At 46.2% G+C, this 20874-nt stretch carries 18 protein-coding genes; 12 read left to right on the forward strand and 6 right to left on the reverse strand.

The window, feature by feature from the left end; genetic code table 11:
• Positions 1 to 277 precede the first annotated feature (277 nt).
• Positions 278 to 1333: a DUF1254 domain-containing protein gene (locus JQC93_RS02095; protein ID WP_205156806.1), complete on the forward strand. Its 1056-nt coding sequence runs from the start codon at positions 278 to 280 to the stop codon at positions 1331 to 1333.
• Positions 1334 to 1414: 81 nt separating this feature from the next.
• Positions 1415 to 1807 carry a hypothetical protein gene (locus JQC93_RS02100; protein WP_328832978.1) on the forward strand — a complete coding sequence of 131 codons (393 nt, stop codon included), beginning with the start codon at positions 1415 to 1417 and terminating at the stop codon, positions 1805 to 1807.
• A 176-nt stretch (positions 1808 to 1983) separates the two neighbouring features.
• On the opposite strand, the gene JQC93_RS02105 is transcribed toward JQC93_RS02100, so the two are convergent.
• Positions 1984 to 3591, reverse strand: coding sequence for an NAD(P)/FAD-dependent oxidoreductase (locus JQC93_RS02105; RefSeq protein ID WP_205156807.1), 1608 nt, complete (start codon positions 3589 to 3591; stop codon positions 1984 to 1986).
• Between the two features lie 176 nt (positions 3592 to 3767).
• Between JQC93_RS02105 and fdxA the strand changes: the two genes are divergently transcribed.
• Positions 3768 to 4091: a ferredoxin FdxA gene (gene fdxA, locus JQC93_RS02110; protein WP_205156808.1), complete on the forward strand. Its 324-nt coding sequence runs from the start codon at positions 3768 to 3770 to the stop codon at positions 4089 to 4091.
• Between the two features lie 148 nt (positions 4092 to 4239).
• Here the strand turns inward: fdxA and rlmE are convergent, their stop codons facing one another.
• A complete protein-coding gene (rlmE, locus tag JQC93_RS02115; protein WP_205156809.1) occupies positions 4240 to 4860 on the reverse strand; it encodes a 23S rRNA (uridine(2552)-2'-O)-methyltransferase RlmE in 621 nt (206 codons plus the stop codon).
• A gap of 146 nt (positions 4861 to 5006) precedes the next feature.
• Here rlmE and JQC93_RS02120 point away from each other — a divergent pair, with 146 nt between their 5' ends.
• Positions 5007 to 5747, forward strand: coding sequence for a TrmH family RNA methyltransferase (locus JQC93_RS02120; RefSeq protein WP_205156810.1), 741 nt, complete (start codon positions 5007 to 5009; stop codon positions 5745 to 5747).
• 408 nt (positions 5748 to 6155) lie between these two features.
• On the forward strand, positions 6156 to 7427 hold the full coding sequence (locus JQC93_RS02125; RefSeq protein WP_205156811.1) for an L-lactate MFS transporter: 1272 nt from the start codon (positions 6156 to 6158) through the stop codon (positions 7425 to 7427).
• A gap of 212 nt (positions 7428 to 7639) precedes the next feature.
• Here the strand turns inward: JQC93_RS02125 and gcvP are convergent, their stop codons facing one another.
• Positions 7640 to 10501 (reverse strand): aminomethyl-transferring glycine dehydrogenase, encoded by a 2862-nt coding sequence (gcvP, locus tag JQC93_RS02130; RefSeq protein WP_205156812.1) that lies wholly within the window; start codon positions 10499 to 10501, stop codon positions 7640 to 7642.
• A gap of 169 nt (positions 10502 to 10670) precedes the next feature.
• The gene (gcvH, locus tag JQC93_RS02135; protein ID WP_205156813.1) at positions 10671 to 11051 is read right to left on the reverse strand and encodes a glycine cleavage system protein GcvH; all 381 of its coding nucleotides are present in this window, start codon (positions 11049 to 11051) and stop codon (positions 10671 to 10673) included.
• A 217-nt stretch (positions 11052 to 11268) separates the two neighbouring features.
• Here gcvH and JQC93_RS02140 point away from each other — a divergent pair, with 217 nt between their 5' ends.
• The 3 genes from JQC93_RS02140 (at position 11269) to JQC93_RS02150 (ending at position 14668) form a co-directional block, all read left to right on the forward strand.
• Positions 11269 to 11892 carry a helix-turn-helix domain-containing protein gene (locus JQC93_RS02140; RefSeq protein WP_205156814.1) on the forward strand — a complete coding sequence of 208 codons (624 nt, stop codon included), beginning with the start codon at positions 11269 to 11271 and terminating at the stop codon, positions 11890 to 11892.
• Positions 11893 to 12037: 145 nt separating this feature from the next.
• Positions 12038 to 13156 carry a glycine cleavage system aminomethyltransferase GcvT gene (gene gcvT, locus JQC93_RS02145; RefSeq protein WP_205157364.1) on the forward strand — a complete coding sequence of 373 codons (1119 nt, stop codon included), beginning with the start codon at positions 12038 to 12040 and terminating at the stop codon, positions 13154 to 13156.
• A 285-nt stretch (positions 13157 to 13441) separates the two neighbouring features.
• Positions 13442 to 14668, forward strand: coding sequence for a M20/M25/M40 family metallo-hydrolase (locus tag JQC93_RS02150; protein WP_236009246.1), 1227 nt, complete (start codon positions 13442 to 13444; stop codon positions 14666 to 14668).
• A gap of 73 nt (positions 14669 to 14741) precedes the next feature.
• Here JQC93_RS02150 and JQC93_RS02155 read toward each other — a convergent pair whose 3' ends face one another.
• Positions 14742 to 15599 carry an SDR family oxidoreductase gene (locus JQC93_RS02155; RefSeq protein WP_205156815.1) on the reverse strand — a complete coding sequence of 286 codons (858 nt, stop codon included), beginning with the start codon at positions 15597 to 15599 and terminating at the stop codon, positions 14742 to 14744.
• 113 nt (positions 15600 to 15712) lie between these two features.
• Here JQC93_RS02155 and JQC93_RS02160 point away from each other — a divergent pair, with 113 nt between their 5' ends.
• On the forward strand, positions 15713 to 16324 hold the full coding sequence (locus JQC93_RS02160) for a TetR/AcrR family transcriptional regulator (protein WP_205156816.1): 612 nt from the start codon (positions 15713 to 15715) through the stop codon (positions 16322 to 16324).
• An 85-nt stretch (positions 16325 to 16409) separates the two neighbouring features.
• Here the strand turns inward: JQC93_RS02160 and JQC93_RS02165 are convergent, their stop codons facing one another.
• Positions 16410 to 17456 (reverse strand): MBL fold metallo-hydrolase, encoded by a 1047-nt coding sequence (locus tag JQC93_RS02165; RefSeq protein WP_205156817.1) that lies wholly within the window; start codon positions 17454 to 17456, stop codon positions 16410 to 16412.
• Between the two features lie 254 nt (positions 17457 to 17710).
• Here JQC93_RS02165 and efpL point away from each other — a divergent pair, with 254 nt between their 5' ends.
• From efpL to JQC93_RS02180, 3 genes are all read left to right on the forward strand, one after another.
• Positions 17711 to 18277, forward strand: coding sequence for an elongation factor P-like protein EfpL (gene efpL / locus JQC93_RS02170; RefSeq protein ID WP_205156818.1), 567 nt, complete (start codon positions 17711 to 17713; stop codon positions 18275 to 18277).
• 132 nt (positions 18278 to 18409) lie between these two features.
• Entirely contained in the window at positions 18410 to 19321 is a 912-nt protein-coding gene (locus tag JQC93_RS02175; protein WP_205156819.1) for a TPR end-of-group domain-containing protein, read from the forward strand.
• Positions 19322 to 19873: 552 nt separating this feature from the next.
• Positions 19874 to 20874 (forward strand): S1 family peptidase (locus JQC93_RS02180; protein WP_205156820.1); only part of this gene is annotated, 1001 nt, incomplete at its 3' end.

The following is a 20874-nucleotide window of genomic DNA, read 5'->3' on the forward strand; positions in this document are numbered from 1 at the left end:
TGGCCCAAAATCTAGGCACTAAGCAATTAAAAATATTAGATTTTCTTTAAGCACTACTCAGTAACACACACATTCTGGTTAGTACTCACGTTTTAGTTACTTGGGCTAATAAATTACAGCATGCATTAATTGGATATGGAATGGTTTTCGTTATTCTTTTTGCGTATGGCTCATATACGCAAAGGTCATTCGTCAAAACCTGATTGAGCCGCTATTGTATAGTCATCGCTAACGGAGATAGCACTTACATAACTCAACGAATCTAAAGGTTTACATTATGAAAAAAGTTACTATCAGCGCTCTTGTCAGCATGGCTCTATTGTCAAACACAGCGTTTGCTAAAGACGTTTCTACACTCACTGAGTATTTTGCTGATGATGGTGAAATCACTACGGTTGAGAACTATCCAGTACTCGAAACTGCAAGACAGTTTGTAAAAGTGCAGGAAAAAGTAGGGGTCAACAATTTTGAACACAAGCGTGTTCTTACCCCAACCGACGACCAGCCAGTAGTGAGAATGAACCGCGATACCTACTACTCAATGGCAACCATTGATGTGTCTAAGGGTGCTTCTGTTACTTTGCCGGAAATTCCTGAAGGTATGTATATGTCACTTGAAGTGATTACCGAAGATCACCGTATTCAAGCGATGGAGTATGGCGCTGGTACCTATGAGTTGAGCACTCATACTGGTGATCATGTGCACATTATCATACGTACCGATACGCGATTGAGCCTTGAAGAAGTTCACGCCCTACAAGATAAAATGAGCATTCAGGCGGGTTCAAACAACGAATTCACCGCGCCACAAGTCAACAAAGAAGCGTTCGAGGCTGTTGAAAAAGATCTTAAAGCACAGATGCCTGTGATTTTAAAACGTGATGGTGCGCAAGCAACATTTGGTATGTTTACCGACCCTCAAGATGAGTCGAAAGAGTTGTTCACCGAAGAGAAATACGCGATTGGTGCAGCCATTGGGTGGGGTGGTGCACAGCTAGCGGATAATGTGTATGAAGTATCAGGAAATTTCCCAGCAGACAAATGTTACCAAGCGACCTTCCCAGATCCAGAGAACCAAGCGTTTTGGTCAGTCACTGTCTACAACAAAGCTGGCTTCATGTTTAAAGATGTTGCTAACGTGAGCTCAAACACTGCCGACAAGAACGCCGATGGTACTTATACCGTAAGCTTTGGCTGTGGACCTGATGCGAAGAACAATCTAGAGATTGATAATGATTCGGGTATGTTTAGCGTTGCATTCCGCCACTACATTCCAAGTCAGAAGGTGCGTGACGGTTACCGAGTTCTTCCTTATATGAAAGAGATGAAATAAGTCGAATTTTACTAAGTAGCACTGCAGACCAGAGCCACTTTGGCTCTGGTCTTTTAATTTCTAGATAGTGGGGTATGAACAGTGAACAAATTATTAGTGATCAGCACCTATGCAATGAGCGCGGTTTTCTTACTTGGTGAAATTGCACGTCGAGGATTTGAATACTTTACAATTAACACCACCACAATGGTTGAAGATCTACTCTGTGGCGGACTGCTGTTTTTAGCAGCGACATTGCTTGCTAAAGGTAATGCGAAGGCTCAAGTTATGCTTATTGGGGCTTGGGGGTACGCGTTTGGTGGAATGTTTGTTCCGTTTTTTGCTCACTTGGAAGCGTTTATGCGCGGTGTGGAAATCCGTACTGACCACCCAATAGACGATGTAGGCTCCATCATTTTAAAAGGCATTATTTGGTCGCTTTGCGGTGTGTTCTTCTTGATATCGTTGCGTAAATCGTTCAAGCACACTAACTAGCCAGCTGAAAACCGATCACATTGTATTCAGTTATCACTTTGCATTCTCAGTGAGGCAATAGGGCGATAAGAGATGAAGTCTGCAACGATGCAGACTTCACGCGTTTTAGCTGTCGCTTTCTTTACAGGTAAACATTCATCTTTGTGGGAGAATGCTTACCTGTGACGTACTGCAGTTTACGCTTGCTCAGTCATGGCAAGAGCAACGGCTTCGGCCACTTTGATGCCGTCGATACCCGCAGAAAGGATACCACCGGCATAGCCCGCACCTTCACCTGCTGGGAATAGGCCAGGGGTATTGATGCTTTGGTAGTCTTTGCCACGCTTTATGCAGATAGGCGAAGAAGTACGAGTTTCAACACCAGTTAGCATGCCATCAGGTTTTGAAAAGCCTTTAATCTTCTTCTCAAACGCAGGAATAGCCTCGCGAATGGCTTCGGTAACGTAATCTGGAACGACTTTGCTTAGATCGGCAAGAGTGATACCTGGGGTGTAAGAGGGCTGAACATCGCCAAGCTCTTTACTTGATTTGCCTGCAAGGAAGTCACCAATAAGCTGAGCCGGAGCATGGTAGTTTTCACCGCCTTCTTTAAAGGCTAACGCCTCTAGCTTACGTTGCAGTTCGATACCCGCTAATGGGTGACCTGGGTAGTCTTCTTCTGGCGAGATACCGACGACAATGGCGCTGTTTGCGTTGCGCTCATGGCGCGAATATTGGCTCATGCCGTTAGTCACAACACGCCCTTCTTCCGACGTTGCTGCCACAACAGTGCCGCCCGGACACATACAGAAACTGTATACGCTGCGACCGTTTTTACAGTGGTGGACTAACTTGTAGTCGGCTGCGCCCAAAAGAGGGTGCCCAGCGTTATCACCAAAGCGGCAACGGTCGATTGCACTTTGCTCGTGTTCAATACGAAAGCCTACAGAGAACGGCTTTGGTTCAATGTACACGCCTTGCTCATGCAGTTCGGCAAAGGTGTCACGTGCACTGTGGCCAACAGCCAAGATCACGTGTTTACTCTTTAGATACTCACCCGTTGATAGGTGTAGACCTTGTACTTGATTGTCGACTAAGTCGAACTTATCAACACGCGTACTAAAGCGAATTTCACCGCCCAACTCAATGATTTTGGCGCGCATTTTTTCAATCATGCCCACCAGTTTAAAAGTACCGATGTGCGGCTTACTCACGTATTCGATCTCTTGAGGTGCGCCGGCTTCCACAAATTCTTTGATTACCTTACGGCCGTAAAAATTTGGATCTTTGATTTGAGTGTATAGTTTACCATCTGAGAACGTGCCCGCACCGCCTTCACCAAACTGTACATTGGATTCGGTATTAAGCGGCTGCTTACGCCAAAAGCCAAACGTGTCTTTGGTACGCTCACGTACCGCTTTGCCACGCTCAAGAACAATTGGCTTAAAGCCCATTTGCGCCAGAACAAGTGCAGAAAACAGTCCACAAGGGCCAAAACCGATCACCACTGGTCGCTCTTCTAGGTTTTCGGGCGCTTTGGCGACAAATTTGTAGCTCATGTCGGGAGTTTCTTTGACTCGATGATCATCGGCAAATTGCTCAAGTAGCTGCTGTTGGTTCTCGACGTCGATATCCAATGTGTAAATAAGCTGGATGTTTTTGTTGTTGCGGGCATCGTAGCCACGTTTGAACATGGTAAAGGACAACAATTGCGCTTTTTTGATGTTTAGTTTTTCCAAGATGGCGTTTTCGAGCGCTTGCTCATCGTGATCTAGGGGCAGTTTGATGTCGGTTAAACGTAGCATAGGTAAATTACTCTTTAATATTGCCGGACGGCCTCTCCGTCAGGGCAGGATAAGATCGATACTTCGAAATTAGTGGCTGGATTTTACACCATATTGCCCCTAAAGAAACTTGTGTTTTGAGGGTTCTACTTTAAACTTACGCCACAGTAAATGATTGAAGAAGAAATAGCGTTTAAATGACTTTTGTAGTGACCGAGAACTGCATCAAATGCAAGTATTCCGACTGTGTTGCCGTGTGCCCAGTCGATGCATTTTTTGAAGGCCCTAACTTTTTAGTGATCGACCCCGATATCTGTATCGATTGCTCTTTATGTGAGCCAGAATGTCCCGCGAATGCCATTTGCCAAGATACCGATATACCGGACGATCAGATCCATTTTATCGAGCTCAATGACGAGCTAAGTAAGAAGTGGCCAAATATTACCGAGATGATAGAACCGCCCGAGGACGCCGACGAGTGGAATGGGGTAGAGAACAAGCTCTCAATGCTTGAAAAGTAGCAGCCTACGACGCCACTGCTCAAAAGGCAGTGGTTCCTGCAATCACTGTACAAACAGTAATCTGAACAGACAGTTAGGTAGAGTGGTATTACTCGGTAAGTGAACTGTCTCCCCTTCGCCAGCTTGCAAAAGGGAGTCATTGGACGCTCTAGCCTTTAAAGCCTTTACCGACGATATACACCTCACGTGAACGAGGGCGCGATGCCGCAGGTTTGCGAATGATCACTTTATTAAAAGAGCTGCGAACGTCTTTTACATACTCTTCGTAGCCAACACCCTGAAACACCTTGGCACAGAAATTACCGCCTGGCTTTAACACGTTACGCGCCATATCCAGCGCTAACTCGACTAAATACATAGAGCTGTATTGGTCGGTGGTTTTCACGCCACTCATATTAGGTGCCATATCCGAAATCACCACGTCGACCCCTTCACCGTCGATGGTTTCCAAAATACGCTCATACACCGCTTCGTCAGTGAAGTCCCCTTGAATAAAGGTCACCCCAACAATGCCATCCATCGGTAATATGTCGGAGGCAATTACTTTACCGTTGTCTCCTACCATAGGTGCCACAATTTGTGACCAACCACCCGGCGCAGAACCCAGATCCATCGCGATATCACCTGGCTTAATCAGCTGATCTTTTTCATTGATCTCTATTAGCTTGTAACTTGCACGCGAACGATAGCCGTCGATTTGAGCTTTCTTTACATAAGGGTCATTTACGTGTTCATCGAGCCATTTTTTGCTGGTTTTAGAACGTGCCATAGGATCTTCGCCATCTTCGCGGAATAAAGGGAGCGCTATTGTAATCGCGTCGTTTTGTTTTGCCAATCTCTGCAGCGCACTAATGGTGACATTTTGCCAATCAACAAGGTACAATCTGCCGCGACATTCAAGGTAAGGCACAATAAATGAAACTGGACAACGCAAAGAAGCTGCATCAAAAAAAATATCGTGAGCAGTTTGGTCACTATTTGGTCGAAGGTGAACACCTAATATTAGAGCTCGACAAAGCCGCCCAGTCTCAGTCATACCTAAAAAACACTATTTTGTACGTGACCGAAGAGTACCAAGAGTGGGTAGGACAGCTTAAGCACTCCTACACCATCACCACCATCAGCAAAAAAAGCATGGCAGGACTCAGCGACACTAAAACCCCACAAGGCATCATTGCCTGTGTCCCGCTGCCAACCGCATCAGAGAGCCAACCGCTGAAAAAAGGCGAGCGTTGTATCTATCTCCACGAAGTACAAGACCCCGGTAATCTCGGCACCATTTTGCGCAGCCTCGCGTGGTTTGGGCAGTTCCGCTTGCTCATGAGCCAAAACAGTGTCGATCCGTTCAACCCAAAAGTCGTTCGCTCAAGCATGGGTGCGATTTTCCATCTTCCAATCGAGCAAGGTGTGGAGCTCGAAGAGCTCAACCAGCGCTTTAAGCGCTTTGCGTACCTTGATATGCAAGGCGATAAAGTTAACTCATCACAGTTTGCGGACTACGATTGTTATCTGTTTGGCAATGAAGCACGTGGTGTGCCAAAGCAAGCACTCGCTGACTGTAATGCGCAGCCGTTTACAATTGCGGGAAGTGGGAAGATTGATTCGTTGAATTTGGCGAGTGCAGTGAATATTTGTGCTTATCAGTTGTCGCTATAAAGCGTAATTGCGGTAATTCATCACGCAATGCTGTCCAGCTTTTCTCCAATGGTACTACATGGCATTGAAGTAAGGGTTCTCGATAGTCGCTCGCATGGGCACTGAATGTAGACTTAATCTTATCCATTACCGAAGTGCGGGTTAACTGACTCAAAGCTCAATGTAAGAGTAATATCCCTCCTAGGATGAGCGAGTTGCTCATCCTTTTTATATGCAAACACCGGCTATTGACGATACTGAGCTGGCCGCAATAAATCAAACGTAGATTACAACATCGCTTAAAAGTGCTCCAAAAGACTGCCCGCGAAACAGGGTGTTAACTACTGCATATCAATTGATACACATCAAGAAACAATTGCGCAACACGGTGTAGCCTATTTCATAGTCAATATTGCATGAGGTAGGGACATGAAAAACCGTTGGCTCATCGCCGCATCAGCGATTGGTGTACACGCTTCCATTGGCTCGGTCTACGCATTTAGTGTGTTTAAAAAACCTCTTGGGCAGTTACTTGAAGGCGCATCAAATAATCAGATCGCATGGACTTTTAGCTTTGCTATCTTCTTCTTAGGGCTGTCAGCTGCAGTCATGGGGCGTTTTGTTGAAAAGCGTGGTCCACGCACCTCTGGCATGCTCGCAGCGGCCTTTTTTGGAAGTGGCTTACTGCTGGCTGGATTTGGTGCATTAATCCAAAATCTCTACGTGATCTGGGTTGGTTACGGTGTGTTGGGAGGTATTGGACTGGGCATCGGTTATATTACTCCGGTTTCAACATTGGTGAAGTGGTTTCCCGATCATCGAGGCATGGCGACAGGCCTTGCTATCATGGGCTTTGGGTTTGGTGCAATGGTTGGTGGCCCGGTGTTCAATTATATTATTGAGCTGTTCACGGTTGAGGGCAATGGTATTGCTTATACCTGGTTTATCACCGGGGTTGGTTATCTGGTGATCATGATGGTATCTGCAAACTATCTACAACGTCCACCAGAGGGATGGATGCCCGACGCAATGAAAGCGGCAGTCGATGCGGGCGAAAAAGAAGTCGTTGCCGATTTGAGTCAAAGTACTGCCAATGAAGCGGTAAAAACACCCCAGTTTTGGGGCCTATGGACGATGATGTTCATTAACATTAGCTGTGGTATCGCAGTGATCTATGCTGCTTCGCCTTTAGCGCAAGAAAGTATAGGCTTAAGCCCGGCTGAAGCCGCCGGAGTGGTGGGTTTGATGTCTCTATTTAATGGGCTTGGGCGTATTGCGTGGGCTTCAGCATCCGACTACTTAGGACGACCCAATACTTATACCATATTCTTTGTGCTACAGATTGTGGCCTTTTATGCATTACCTAACATCACCAGTGTGCTGATGTTCCAAGTTGTGCTTTACGCCATTTTAACGTGCTATGGCGGCGGCTTTGCCACTCTTCCTGCCTATATCGGTGACCTTTTTGGTACCAAAGAGTTGGGGGCTGTCCATGGCTACGTACTTACAGCGTGGGCCTTAGCGGGCTTAGCCGGCCCACAGATTGCGGCATATGTAAGAACTGCGACGGGAAGTTATGAATTGACCCTCTACATCTTTGCAGGAACCTTCGTTCTCGCGCTTCTGGTTTCGATATTGATGAAACGTTTTGTACAGCAAGCTCGAGCTGTTCAGAGTCATAATCAGGCTAAGGCGGTTTAACAGTTAACTTTGCTAGGGTATGACTTAAAATTGAAGATAATCTTCAGCTTGCCATGGTAGTAGCCAGAAGTATTGAGAATGCGGCTTTGCATAAAACTGTGCCATCGAAGCTACAAAAAGGGTAGGCCTAATTGAAAAGGCGAACCAATTGGTTCGCCTTTTATTATTTAAGTTAGAGTCAACTTAGTTATCGGTGATAATCACCATCTTCGTTACTCATAATCCCCAATACTAGGGCACGAACAAATCAAATTTCGATCCCCATAAACATTGTCCACTCGATTCACCGTAGGCCAGTACTTAGAAATCTTAGTCGCCTTACTCGGGAAACAAGCAAGATCACGCGAGTAAGGACGCTCCCAGTCATCTTTTGCTAAGTCGACTTGAGTGTGCGGTGCGTTAACCAGTGGGTTGTTGTCTAGTGGCCACTCGCCTTGTTTAACTTTGTCCATTTCTTGGCGAATGGCGATCATTGCTTCGCAGAAACGGTCTAACTCCTCCAAATCTTCCGATTCAGTAGGTTCTACCATTAATGTGCCGGCTACTGGGAACGACATTGTTGGCGCGTGGAAGCCGTAATCCATTAGGCGCTTGGCGATATCTTCTTCGCTAATGCCGGTTTCTTCTTTCAATGGACGAATGTCGATGATGCATTCGTGGGCTACGCGTCCATTGCTGCCGCGGTAGAGTACCGGGTAGTGTGGGCGCAAACGCTCCATGAGGTAGTTAGCATTTAGGATGGCTACTTTGGTAGCGTCTGTTAGGCCGCGCTCGCCCATCATGGCGATGTAAGCCCAAGAGATTGGCAAGATAGATGCGCTGCCTAGGTCGGCTGCGGCAACGGCGTAATCTTCACCTTGAGCGCCATTTTCAATGTGTCCGGGTAGGAACGGGGCAAGGTGTGATTTTACACCGATTGGTCCCATGCCTGGGCCGCCGCCGCCGTGCGGGATACAGAAGGTTTTGTGCAAGTTAAGGTGCGACACGTCTGAGCCAATAATGCCAGGGTTCGTTAAGCCCACCTGAGCGTTCATGTTAGCGCCGTCTAGGTACACTTGACCGCCAGCGGCATGCACAAGCTCACACACTTCTTTCACTTGCTCTTCATACACGCCGTGAGTGGACGGGTAAGTGATCATGATGCTCGAAAGGTTATCAGCGTGCTTTGCAATTTTGGCGTTTAGATCATCCATGTCGATGTTGCCATCGTTATCACATTTCACCACCACCACTTTCATTGAAACCATTGATGCAGTCGCTGGGTTTGTGCCGTGCGCCGAGCTTGGGATCAAACATACGTTACGATGACCTTCTCCGCGGCTTTGGTGATAGCGTTGGATGGCAATAAGACCTGCATATTCACCAGATGCGCCAGAGTTAGGCTGCAGTGAGAAATCGTCGTAACCGGTGATTTCGCACAGCTTTTTCTTAAGATCGTCGGCGAGAATTTGATAGCCTTGGGTTTGCTTCGCCGGAGCGAACGGGTGGATCGCACCAAACTCTGGCCAAGAAACAGGGATCATTTCGGCGGCTGCGTTCAACTTCATGGTGCAGCTGCCCAGTGGGATCATGCCGTGGGTGAGCGAGAAATCTTTGTTCTCTAGCTGCTTAAGGTAACGCATCATTTGCGTTTCGCTGTGGTGCGTGTTGAATACAGGGTGCGTTAGGAACGCGCTGTCACGGCGACATGCTTCAGGAATAGCGGCAAATTCGTTGGCAGAAATTGCATCCGAAAGCTCGGTGACTTTGTCATGAATATCAAACACTTCAAACAGAATATGAATGTCGGCTTCTGTGGTGGTCTCATCGAGAGACACACCTAGTTGCTCATCAAACTTACGCAGGTTCACATCAAGACGCAGTGCTTTTTCATACAAGGTGTCTGTCTCTGCCCCTGTGTTTACGGTGATGGTGTCAAAGAAGCTGTTGTGTGCAAGTTCAAAGCCTTTTTTCGCCAGCCCTGCTGCAAGAATAGCGGTCATGTGGTGAGTACGACGCGCGATGGTTTTAAGGCCTTCGCTGCCATGGTACACCGCATAAAACGCGGCCATATTGGCCAGCAATGCTTGGGCGGTACAGATGTTCGACGTCGCTTTTTCACGGCGGATGTGCTGTTCGCGTGTTTGCATCGCCATACGTAAGGCTTGGTTGCCGTTGGTGTCAATCGACACACCAATCACCCGGCCTGGCATGGTGCGTTTGTGTTTATCACGAGTGGCCATAAATGCCGCGTGTGGACCACCAAAGCCCATAGGTACTCCAAAGCGCTGCGCTGAACCAATCACTACGTCTGCGCCCATTTCACCTGCTGGCTTAAGTAGAGCACAAGCGAGTAGGTCTGTGGCTACCGTCACCAGTGTTTTGTTGGCTTGCGCTGCGGCAATAATCTCAGTGAGATCGCGCACTTCACCTGTGGTGCTTGGGTATTGTAATAGCGCGCCAAATACATCTTGTTTCGCCAGTGACTCCATTGGGGCAACGAGCACTTCAAAGCCTATAAACTCCGCGCGAGTCTTAACTACTTCTAGTGTTTGAGGGTGAACATCGTCTGCAACAAAAAACACATTACTTTTGCTTTTACCCGCACGCTTACAAAGGGTCATCGCTTCTGCCGCTGCGGTCGCTTCATCTAGAAGAGAGGCGTTGGCAATTTCCATTCCTGTTAGGTCCATGACCATTTGTTGGAAATTCAGCAATGCTTCTAAACGGCCTTGAGAGATCTCAGGCTGGTAAGGCGTGTACGCAGTATACCAACCAGGATTTTCAAACACGTTACGCAAGATAACGTTTGGTGTGAAGGTGTTGTAGTAGCCTTGACCAATAAAGGTACGCTTGACCTGATTTTTGTCAGCAATCTTACGTAATGCGACCAGCATGTCAGACTCGCTCATTGGCTTGTCCAATGACATTGGCGATTCGAGTCGAATTTGAGCTGGAACAGTTTGGTCAATTAACGCATCCAGGCTGTCTGCATTAATTACATCAAGCATGCTTTTTTGATCAGCTTGATTTGGGCCGTTGTGGCGTGCCACGAATTCGTTGGCGGTGCCTAATTGCGAAAGTAGTTTTGACATAATCGTTATCTTGTTGAGCAACTGAGTAGGAAAACGCCTCTGCGGGCTTGTGTTTTCATACGTCCTTGTTGAGGAAAGCGGTGCGTCAATACCCGCAACTTTGTCGTGGGTAAACGCGGTATATAAAGTGAAAAAAGCAGCCGAAGCTGCTTTTATTCAATCGTATCGATTACTCGTCTTCGATGCTGTTTAGGTAATCTTCAGCAGTTTTGAGTCCGTCGAGCTCACTGGCATCGCTTAGCTTCACTTTAGCGATCCAGCCTGTTTCGTACGGCTCTTCGTTGATCAGTTCTGGACTGTCTTCTAGTTCTTCATTGATTTCGACAATCTCACCCGTTACTGGTGCGTAGATGTCAGAGGCGGCTTTTACCGATTCTACAAGAGAAAAGCTCTCGCCAGCTTCTACTTCGTCTTCTACGTCCGGTAGGTCAACAAATACTACGTCGCCCAATAGGCCTTGCGCGTGATCAGAAATACCAATTGTTACCGTGCCATCACCGTTGTCGCGAACCCACTCGTGGCTTTCGGTAAATTTAAGAGTCATGTCCATTGTGTGTCTCCAGAAAAACAGAACAGTTTTCATTTATATTGAGCGTAAAATAGCCCGAAGCAAACGTTTTCTCAAGCAAAATTTCCTATAGGAAACATATTTGCCAACTTAAGGCGCAATTTTCCACTAAAATAAACCTCGAGCTTTCCTTTTATAGTCAAGCTGTGGCAAGATTCTGCTTCTTATTTAGTCAAAGAATCGCAGGCGAGAGGGATGAATGTCTGAATCTATTTTTGATGAGTATCCATCGATGACGCTCGAAAAGGCGTCGGACGACACCTCGATAGAGCCGCTAAAACTTGGGGTTCGAATCAAAGAGATCCGCACCCAACTGGGCATTACTTTGGAAGAAGCAAGCCAGCGCACAGGTCTAGCTCGTTCAACATTGAGTAAAATAGAAAACGAGCAAATATCACCGACCTTTCAAGCTATGCAGAAGTTGGCGACTGGTCTAAGCATAAATATGCCGCAACTCTTTGAGCCACCAGTAAAAAAACAAGCGTCTGGTCGCCGAGATATTACCCTAAAGGGCGAAGGGAAACCCCATCCAACCCCCACTTATGAGCACGAACTATTGGCCACTCAACTGTCCAATAAACGCATGATGCCGTTTAAAAGTCGTATCCATGCAAGGGCGTTTGATGAGTACCAAGACTGGGTTAGGCATGACGGTGAAGAGTTTCTTTTAATCCTCGACGGTGAAGTGCTTTTCTATAGCGAGTTTTACGAACCGCTCGCGATGCGCGAGGGAGACAGTGTCTACTACGATGCCAATATGGGGCACATGCTGGTATCCACTAGTACAGAAGATGCACAGATACTTTGGGTGACGGCGAAATAGTAATTACCCAAAGACAGTACAAAACAAAAGTTTCCTATAGTGTCCGCAAACGTTTGCATGCTGTGGTTTTGCCAATACAAACTTGCGGAGCTTCATGAACCAAACAATAAAAAAGAGCGGCCAAGCCGCACTAGGAGAAAAACAGATGACGGATACATTACTTAAGACCCCATTATATCAAGCGCATGTAGACGCAGGCGCCAAAATGGTGCCATTTGCAGGATACGACATGCCAGTGCAATATGGTTTGGGTGTTAAGAAAGAGCATCTACACACACGTGACAATGCGGGTCTGTTTGATGTTTCGCACATGGGTCAGCTACGACTAAAAGGGGCCAACGCAGCTGCAGCGCTAGAGGCACTTGTTCCCGTCGATATCATCGATTTACCAGCAGGCCAGCAGCGTTATGCCTTTTTCACGAACGAACAAGGCGGGATCATGGACGATTTGATGGTCGCCAATTTGGGTGACCACTTGTTTGTGGTCGTCAACGCCGCGTGTAAGGAGCAAGACATAACACACCTTCAAGCAAACCTGCCTGAAGATGTCACACTTGAAGTTATTACCGATCGTGCGCTGCTTGCACTACAAGGGCCAAAAGCGTCTAGTGTGCTATCACGCCTTGCACCTCAAGTAGCCGATATGGTGTTTATGCAAGTCGACAATGTGTCACTAATGGGTGTGGACTGTATTGTAAGTCGCTCTGGCTATACGGGCGAAGACGGCTATGAAATTTCAGTTCCACAAGACAAGGCACTTGAGCTGGCCAATGCGCTAACGGCGGAAGATGAAGTTGAATGGATTGGTCTTGGTGCGCGTGATTCACTGCGTTTAGAGTGTGGATTGTGTCTGTACGGGCACGATCTGGATACAGAGACGACACCGGTTGAGTCAAGTTTGCTTTGGGGCATTAGCAAAGTACGCCGTCAAGATGGTGCGCGCCCAGGTGGCTTCCCAGGCGCTGATATTATCTTCGAGCAAATTGCCACCAAAGCCATTTCGAAAAAACGCGTCGGTTTGATTGGGCAAACTAAAGCTCCAGTGCGTGAAGGCGCCAAGCTGTTTGATGCTGACAACAACGAAATTGGCGTTGTGACCAGCGGCACCGCGGGACCAAATGCGGGCAAACCAGTCTCAATGGGCTATGTAAAACCTGAATTTGCAGCACTTGAAAGCGAAGTATTTGCTGAGGTTCGCGGTAAGATGCTTGCCATGACAGTAAGTAAAATGCCGTTTGTGCCGCAGCGGTATTACCGCGGCTAACTTACACTAACAATTGGCCCACCATTTGGTGGGCTTTTTTATGCCTATCGTATTGATATAACTAAAATGATTGATGGTATTTCTTCTCTTATTAAATGAGTTATTAAAACAGAATGACTTAGCCGGATTCTAACTAAATCGCTTCGCTAAGGGGCAATTGCTCTTGCAGTTAATTGCAACTAGCGATAGCGTATCGGCTTCTCTTGCCGCCGATGATCCAGCAACGCTGCATTTTGTGGATTATTGACGTGTGAGGCAGTTGTACACAAAGAGAAAGAGCAAAACATGACTTCTACAAATGACATGGAAAATAAACCCGTTTGGCAAACAGAAATGCCGAGCGATCAATTTGAGTTTATGAAAAAAGTCTTAGCCGCACCTTCGCCAATTGGGTTTGAAGCTGCGATGACTTACGGCGTCATCAAGCCAGAATTTGAATCCTTTATGCCAAAAGAGTGGGGCATTCATCAATTTAAAGGAAACGCAGGGTTAGTGTTTGACTCACATCCGGGCCGTGATGACCTTGTTAGTGTAATGATTGTTGGTCATGCCGACAAAATTCGCATGCAAGTGCGCAAAATCGACAGCGACGGTAAGGTGTGGATCAACACCGACTCGTTTTTGCCAACGACGCTTATCGGACATGAAGTCCAAGTCTTTTGCCAACATCCAGACGACGCGTCAAAATATAAAGTGATCAATCATTGTACGGTTGAAGCGTTGGGTGCAATTCACTTCTCAACTCCGGCGCAGCGCTCGGGTGAGCAAGGTATTAAACCTGAATCTATCTATTTAGAATTGCACACTCACGGTGACGATCGTAAAGCGCAAGTGGAAGCGCTGGGGATCCGTGTTGGCGATCCTATTCTTTTGGATCGCCCAATCAAACGCGGCGTATCACCAGACACATTCTATGGTGCGTACTTAGATAACGGCTTAGGCTGTTTCTCGGTCACTGAGATTGCCCGCATGCTGGCCAAAGAAGGGCTAGACAACGTGCGCGTGTTGTACACCGTTGCAACCCATGAAGAGATCGGTCGCTTTGGCTCCACACTGTTGGTGGGTGAGTTGAAACCTGACGTTCTGATTGCTACGGACGTTAACCACGATTATGAAGCGGCGCCGGGTATTGGCAGCCGTAACATGAACCCATTGAAAATGGGTGAAGGGTTTACCGTTGGACGCGGCTCGGTAACGTCTGAGTTTTTGGTGAAAAGCATCGAGAACGTGTGCCGCGAGCAAAACATTCCGTACCAGCTCGACTTTTCTGGTCGCGATATGGGTACCGACGGCATGGCCGCAGCACTGGCGGGTGTCGACAGTGCTGCTATTAGCATTGGCTACCCAATCCGCAACATGCACACGGGTTCAGAGTCGGCGCACACTGGTGACTTATTGTCGTCTATTCATGCCATTGCGGCGCTTTTGCGTCACTTCAACCAACAGAACGATGGCTCTGGCATCACACAAGACGATTTAAAGAACAGTCATATTCGACTTGATCAACTATAAGCGTCAGAAATGACAAAAATGGAAGCCGTATGGCTTCCGTTTTTTTTGATTTTAGCAAAATGTTACTGCAGGCTTAAATGAGTTGCGAACTGATCTTCGCTTGCAGTTTGCTGCCGTCTGGATCGGCTTGAGTTTTTAACGAGGTAAATTCCTCACCCCATGCTGAGGTTCTGGTTCTTACTGGCGGAGAGTCCATGTTTGCACAGTCTATGATCACATCGGCAACTTGATCGGCGGTTTGATATACATCACCTTGCTGCGCCGCTCGGGATTGGGCACCTGCAATGTAGTTCTCCAAAATCGGTTTGTATTGGTCTTCTGGCATGCCCCCAGTTGATGTGAGCTGTTTGAGGACACTGTTGGCAAATTCTGAAGCAATACCACCTGGCTCAACGGCTGTAAACTTGATTCCAAAAGAGGGTGTCACGTACGAGGCTAATGACTCGGTGTAGCCTTCGACAGCAAATTTAGCCGCGCAGTAGAGCTCATTAAATGGTTGTCCAACCAAGCCACCAACAGACGTGACATTAATAACATGACCACTTTGGCGCTCTCGCATGGCGCCAAGTACCGCTTTAGTGCAGCGTACAACGCCATGGTAATTTACATTGGTTACCCATTCGATCTCTTCTTCTGACGCATGCTCTGTGGTTTTGACGAAGCCTGCCCCTGCGTTGTTGACCAGAAGATCGACCTGACCTTCATCCGCAATAATACTGGCAATGGCGTTGTTGACGCTTTCGCTGCTTTCTACATCAAGCTGAGTGATGTTCAATGTGACGTTGGCTTTATTGGCCATTTCTTCCAAGGCAGGGCTTTTTGCTAGGTTGCGCATCGTGGCATAGGTTACGTAACCTTGTTGAGCGAGTTTAATCGCAACGCTTGCACCTAGACCAGTTGATGCTCCTGTAACAATAGCGACTTTTTTCATGACAGATCCTTTTCTATAAGTAAACTACACTGTGTAGTTTACTTAACTAAATTGAAAAGTAAACTCATAAGTGTAAAATAGACGAAAATCATTGAAGTAAGTTTAGTAAAGAAATGACAATAAAGAAGAAATCGGTCAGCGAATTAAAGCGTGAGGCTATCGTCGAGGCATCCATAGAAGAGTTTTTGGAAAAAGGATTCCAAAAAGCCAACATGGACGCCATTGCACAGCGAGCTAACGTGTCTAAGCGTACCGTGTACAATCATTTCTCTAGCAAAGATGAACTCTTCAAGCTAATCACCCTACAAACCTGGGAGCAGGGAAAGGCTGCCACTCACTACCCGTTCAATCCTGAGTTGAGTGTTGAGGTTCAATTAGCTGACATTGCTCAAATGGAGCTCGAGTTGTGGCGCGCGCCTCGATTTATTGATTTATCTAGAGTGTTGTTTGGTGAGTTCTTTCATCAATCAGAATTATCGAGCGATGTAATGGATAACATTGCAGCAAGTAACAGCAGTTTGAATGATTGGATGATAGAAGCGGTGAGTGCGGGTGCATTGAACGTCGATGATATCCCCCGAGCGTGTAAGCAATTTACGGCGCTACTTAAAGCGTTTGGTTATTGGCCTCAACTTATGCTGCGCGCACAAGCGCCTTCGGAAGACGAAGAGAGGTCCATAATTGAATCGGCGATTGGGATGTTCCTCAATACCTATCGTGTGTGATCACGGTGCCGTTCTATAGCTGAACGCACGACCAGTAAAACTTGGATTAGAAAAGCCCCGCTAATTGCGGGGCTTTTCTTTTATATTATTGAGCCGAAGCAGCGGTAAGCTTTAAGTCTTCTGTTTCACTGACTTCACGCCACCATGCAGAGTAAATTCCAGGACTGTGTATCTCGACTTGTTCGCCAAATTTTGGTGTCAGCAGTTGAACGTCATGTTGGATCGCTGCCGATTGCGCGCGCTCAAAAGGTTCGTACCAATCGTGCAAAGCAAGATCGAAAGTACCATTGTGAATTGGGATCATGGCTTTACCTTTAAGGTCGATATGAGCCTGAACGCTTTCTTCTGGAAGCATATGGATCTCTTTCCACATGTCGTTATACGCACCGGTTTCAATCATGGTAATGTCGAAAGGACCGTACTTTTCGCCAACTGTTTTGAATCCACCAAAATAGCCGCTATCACCACTAAAATAGAGGTTACTGTTTTGCCCTTGAATCACCCAGCCAGCCCATAATGTGCTGTCTTTGTCGAACAATCCACGCCCAGAAAAGTGCTGAGTTGGTGTTGCGGCAAAGTTGATCCCGTCGACTTGGTGTTCTTGCCACCAATCCAATTCTGTCACTTTATCGGCATCGACACCCCAATTGATCATACGCTGACCAACACCGAGTGGAACAATATATTGCGTGACCTTACTGTCTAACTTCTTAAGCGCAGGACGGTCAAGGTGGTCGTAGTGGTCGTGACTAATGATCACCACATCAATGACTGGTAGCGCGTCAACATCGATAGGGTTAGGGTGGAAGCGCCTTGGTCCAGCCCATTGAACAGGTGATGCGCGTTCACTCATTACTGGATCAGCCATGATGTATTTACCGTCGACTTTCATGAGCATCGTCGAGTGGCCAAGACGAAACACAGAGTCTGTGTCGATACTGTCGAGCTGCTCTCTGCTTACGCTAAGCAGTGGTACTTCTTTTGTCGGTGCGGGCTCCTTACGCTTGGCTTTGGCGTACATTTTTGTCATATCCCACAATTGGCTGAGCTTAGTGTCGTAGCTGATTTCTTGGTTTTGAAATTTGCCATCGACTTTGATTGATGACTCAGTCGCGTTCAGGGTGCTTGTCATAAATAGAACTCCAATAGCTAAAGCAATACGTTTCACACAGTGTCCTTACAAAAGTAAACTTACAAGTGCAGTTTAGAAGCAATCTCACAAAAAGTAAACAGTGATGTTTACCTTGAATTAAAATTAGCCACTATTGGCTCTGTTGAGGTGAAAAACCGACGATTGCATCATGTAGGGGAGATTTCACTTGATCTATCCAATTAGCGTGATAATTTTTGTCCATAACGTAATCTACCCCTGTAAAGGAACATTCCATGCCAAAGGCAAGTGAAATCAAAAAAAGTGCCGCAATAGAGCACAACGGTAAAGTCTACTTCGTAAAAGAGATCAGTAAGCTCACTCCAAGTGGACGAGCAGGTGCAAGTCTTTATCGCATGCGTATGTACGATGTAGCAACAGGCGCAAAAGCAGACGAAAGCTTTAAAGCTGACGAGATTATTTCACTGGCTGATGTAAGCCGACGCAATGCAATGTTCTCGTACGTGGATGGCGACGAATATGTGTTCATGGATAATGAAGATTACACACCATACAACTTCAATAAAGAGGCCATTGAAGAAGAGCTGCAATTTGTGACTGAAGAAACCCAAGGCTTGCAAGTTGTGTTGGTAGACGATAGCCCGGTTGCCTTAGAACTGCCGGCAACCGTAGAGCTAGTGATTGAAGAAACCGATCCGTCCATTAAAGGCGCATCAGCCAGTGCTCGTACAAAACCTGCAATATTAAGCACGGGTCTAACCGTTCAGGTACCAGAGTATATTGCCTCAGGCGACAAGATTAAGATTAATACTGTTGAAGCTAAGTTCATGGGCCGCGCTTAGCAAACCAACAAAAATAACGTCAACAAGCCCAGATTATTCTGGGCTTTTTTGTGCCTTCTAAGTGGTGTTCAATAGTTTTCTTGATACACTCAATATGTTCACATAATTCAATCCTTTGCGGAATTTCATAGTATGACTCGACCAATACACTCGCTATTGCTGCTATTGTCAGCATGGACATTCATGGTGCCAAACGTCCTTGCCGACGAAGCCGTTATTGCCTCCCCAGAGCAGACACAAGCCTCTTCGACACACTCTCAACAACCTTTATTAGATAGGCCTTTGCTTGAGCGTTATATTTTGGATGAACTCAAGGCGCTGCGAACAGATCAGCAAGATTTGGAGCGTAGAATGGTGGTTGAGATCACTGATCGTGAACTGTCCGTTGCGGATAAATCACTCAACTACGCCAATGTAACTATTAACTACTTTTTCTATTTGATTGCAGCAGTCGCGTCGGTCGTCGCTGTAATTGGTTGGCAATCCATCAAGGATATTAAGGTCAATACTAAAGAGCTAGCGGATAAACGATTAACGCAAATGACACAGGAGTATGAGAAGAAGTTCTTGTCTCTGGAGCGCGAGCTGCGCAGAAAAACTCGGATCATTACCGAAAACAACCGTGAAATTGAAATCATTAATGAAGTACAGAAGCTTTGGTTACGCTCTCAAAATGCGCCGACACCAGAGCAGAAGATTGCCATCTACGATGAGCTTCTTAAAATCCGCCCTGGTGACTTAGAAGCGCTGACCTACAAAGCCGACGCTGCAATAGAGATGCGTGAGTACCACTGGGCAATGAGTATCTGTAATAAGGTACTGGAAGTGGATGATAAGAATGCACACGCATTTTTCCAACGTGCTTGTGCGTATGCTCAACTCGGTGTTGAAAATCAAGCCATCTACGATCTACAACACGCCGTGGAATACTCCTCATCGTTTAGAGAGCGACTTGCTGAAGAGCCGGACTTAGAGCCGCTTTATGGTAACGAATGGTTCGACTCCGTCATTGACGCTGAAAGCAGTGATAAGTCGACCTCATAAATAAGTCATCCATCATCTAATAATTTGTAATTATTAATATCCACTAAATTTATAAACTATAGTGCCAAATCATAAAGCGGAAATTATGGCACTATAGTTATGCATTCATCGCGTCTATCTTTTGTCGAAAAAATAAACTTGCTCGATCTCTCATTTTTGAAACTTGAATTTTCACAAAATATCAGGTCCAAAAAATTATCCAGTCCATTAGTTAATATTCGAACTAGTACTAGTAGTGCGTAAAATTTGAACACTTTTAATACAAAATAGCTCGATCGCATTCCCCTGTTTTGCTTAATTTTTTTTGGTACGCCCTCCGATAAAAGTAAACTGTTTGTAGCGTCATGTAGCAAGTTTGTTGATGTCCCGGCAGATACAAATTGATACATTCCCTGACATTTAACCGACAATTCACTGACCAAAAAACAACCTTTTCACGTTTGCAAGCCCCTGCTGTTGGTTGCTAGTATCGCTGTCACTAACACGAAGCGCTGCGTGTTGGGAAATTTAAGTTGTAACAAAATAATTATTACTATTAATGGAAACACAGTCATGTACAAGTATGTTCCACACCTATTTGCGTTTAGCTTTTGTGCTGGTGTGAATGCAGGGGAAGGCTCAGAATTAGTTCATTTCCCGAGCGTCGTTGATCTAGAAAGCAGTGTAAAATCAAGATCTAATATTTCTACGAGAATTATTAATGGGCAAATTGCCTCGGTAAATGATTACCCTTCATTGGCGGCAATCGCTTATGATCCGAATATTAATGATTCATCTTTCCAACTTTATTGTGGCGCAACTATTTTAGATAATTGGCATGTATTAACTGCAGCGCATTGCGTTCAAGCCAATAGCTCGGTCCGCAGTAATACGGCAGTCGCTGTTCAATTGGGCAGACGCAGCGAGTACTCGGAAGGGTATATACCAAAAGTTAAGGTGGCTAAGTATTACATCCACCCTGAATATGTAAATAGCTCGTCATTAGCGTGGCCAAATGACATTGCAATCATCCAGTTGAGAGAATCTTTGGATTTGTCATCACAGTACTTCTCTCCATTAGCGGGCAACAGCGATTCTTCACTCTATCGTTCAGATGCTTACGACTTTATGGCGGTCGGTTTTGGGTACGTTGACGCTGGCGGTTCACTGGATGATGATCTATTGGAGACAACGCTAACCTATAAGTATGAAGGTTCTTGCACATCAAGAATGACGGACAAGCAGCTTTGTATGGATGGCGAGATTGACTCAAGCAGCGGATTTAAAAACTCAATTTGTTCAGGTGACTCAGGTGGACCACTATATTGGTTTGATGGTGGCAAATACATTCAGGTAGGGGTTGCGAGTTTTGGACCAACGTCATGTGGTTCTTCATCGTCAAGGTTTACCTCGGCCTATACTGAAGTGGCTGATTACCGTGATTGGATCGCCGATGTTTTGAATGGCGAAATGACACCTGATCATACAATTGTTAATGTTTCACCAACTGGGTCATCAACGCCAGAACCAGAACCAGAACCAGAACCAGAACCAGAGCCGGAGCCAACTCCAGA

The sequence above is a fragment of the Vibrio ulleungensis genome (assembly GCF_016900875.1).
In the GTDB taxonomy this organism is placed as follows: Bacteria; Pseudomonadota; Gammaproteobacteria; order Enterobacterales; family Vibrionaceae; genus Vibrio; species Vibrio ulleungensis.

Bases quoted from the DNA above. Each gene is read 5' to 3' on its own strand.
- JQC93_RS02095 (WP_205156806.1), top strand. From the start codon at position 278: ATGAAAAAAGTTACTATCAGCGCTCTTGTCAGCATGGCTCTATTGTCA.
- JQC93_RS02105 (WP_205156807.1), bottom strand. From the start codon at position 3,591: ATGCTACGTTTAACCGACATCAAACTGCCCCTAGATCACGATGAGCAA.
- fdxA (WP_205156808.1), top strand. From the start codon at position 3,768: ATGACTTTTGTAGTGACCGAGAACTGCATCAAATGCAAGTATTCCGAC.
- rlmE (WP_205156809.1), bottom strand. From the start codon at position 4,860: ATGGCACGTTCTAAAACCAGCAAAAAATGGCTCGATGAACACGTAAAT.
- JQC93_RS02120 (WP_205156810.1), top strand. From the start codon at position 5,007: ATGAAACTGGACAACGCAAAGAAGCTGCATCAAAAAAAATATCGTGAG.
- JQC93_RS02125 (WP_205156811.1), top strand. From the start codon at position 6,156: ATGAAAAACCGTTGGCTCATCGCCGCATCAGCGATTGGTGTACACGCT.
- gcvP (WP_205156812.1), bottom strand. From the start codon at position 10,501: ATGTCAAAACTACTTTCGCAATTAGGCACCGCCAACGAATTCGTGGCA.
- gcvH (WP_205156813.1), bottom strand. From the start codon at position 11,051: ATGGACATGACTCTTAAATTTACCGAAAGCCACGAGTGGGTTCGCGAC.
- JQC93_RS02140 (WP_205156814.1), top strand. From the start codon at position 11,269: ATGTCTGAATCTATTTTTGATGAGTATCCATCGATGACGCTCGAAAAG.
- gcvT (WP_205157364.1), top strand. From the start codon at position 12,038: ATGACGGATACATTACTTAAGACCCCATTATATCAAGCGCATGTAGAC.
- JQC93_RS02150 (WP_236009246.1), top strand. From the start codon at position 13,442: ATGACTTCTACAAATGACATGGAAAATAAACCCGTTTGGCAAACAGAA.
- JQC93_RS02155 (WP_205156815.1), bottom strand. From the start codon at position 15,599: ATGAAAAAAGTCGCTATTGTTACAGGAGCATCAACTGGTCTAGGTGCA.
- JQC93_RS02160 (WP_205156816.1), top strand. From the start codon at position 15,713: ATGACAATAAAGAAGAAATCGGTCAGCGAATTAAAGCGTGAGGCTATC.
- JQC93_RS02165 (WP_205156817.1), bottom strand. From the start codon at position 17,456: ATGACAAGCACCCTGAACGCGACTGAGTCATCAATCAAAGTCGATGGC.
- efpL (WP_205156818.1), top strand. From the start codon at position 17,711: ATGCCAAAGGCAAGTGAAATCAAAAAAAGTGCCGCAATAGAGCACAAC.
- JQC93_RS02175 (WP_205156819.1), top strand. From the start codon at position 18,410: ATGACTCGACCAATACACTCGCTATTGCTGCTATTGTCAGCATGGACA.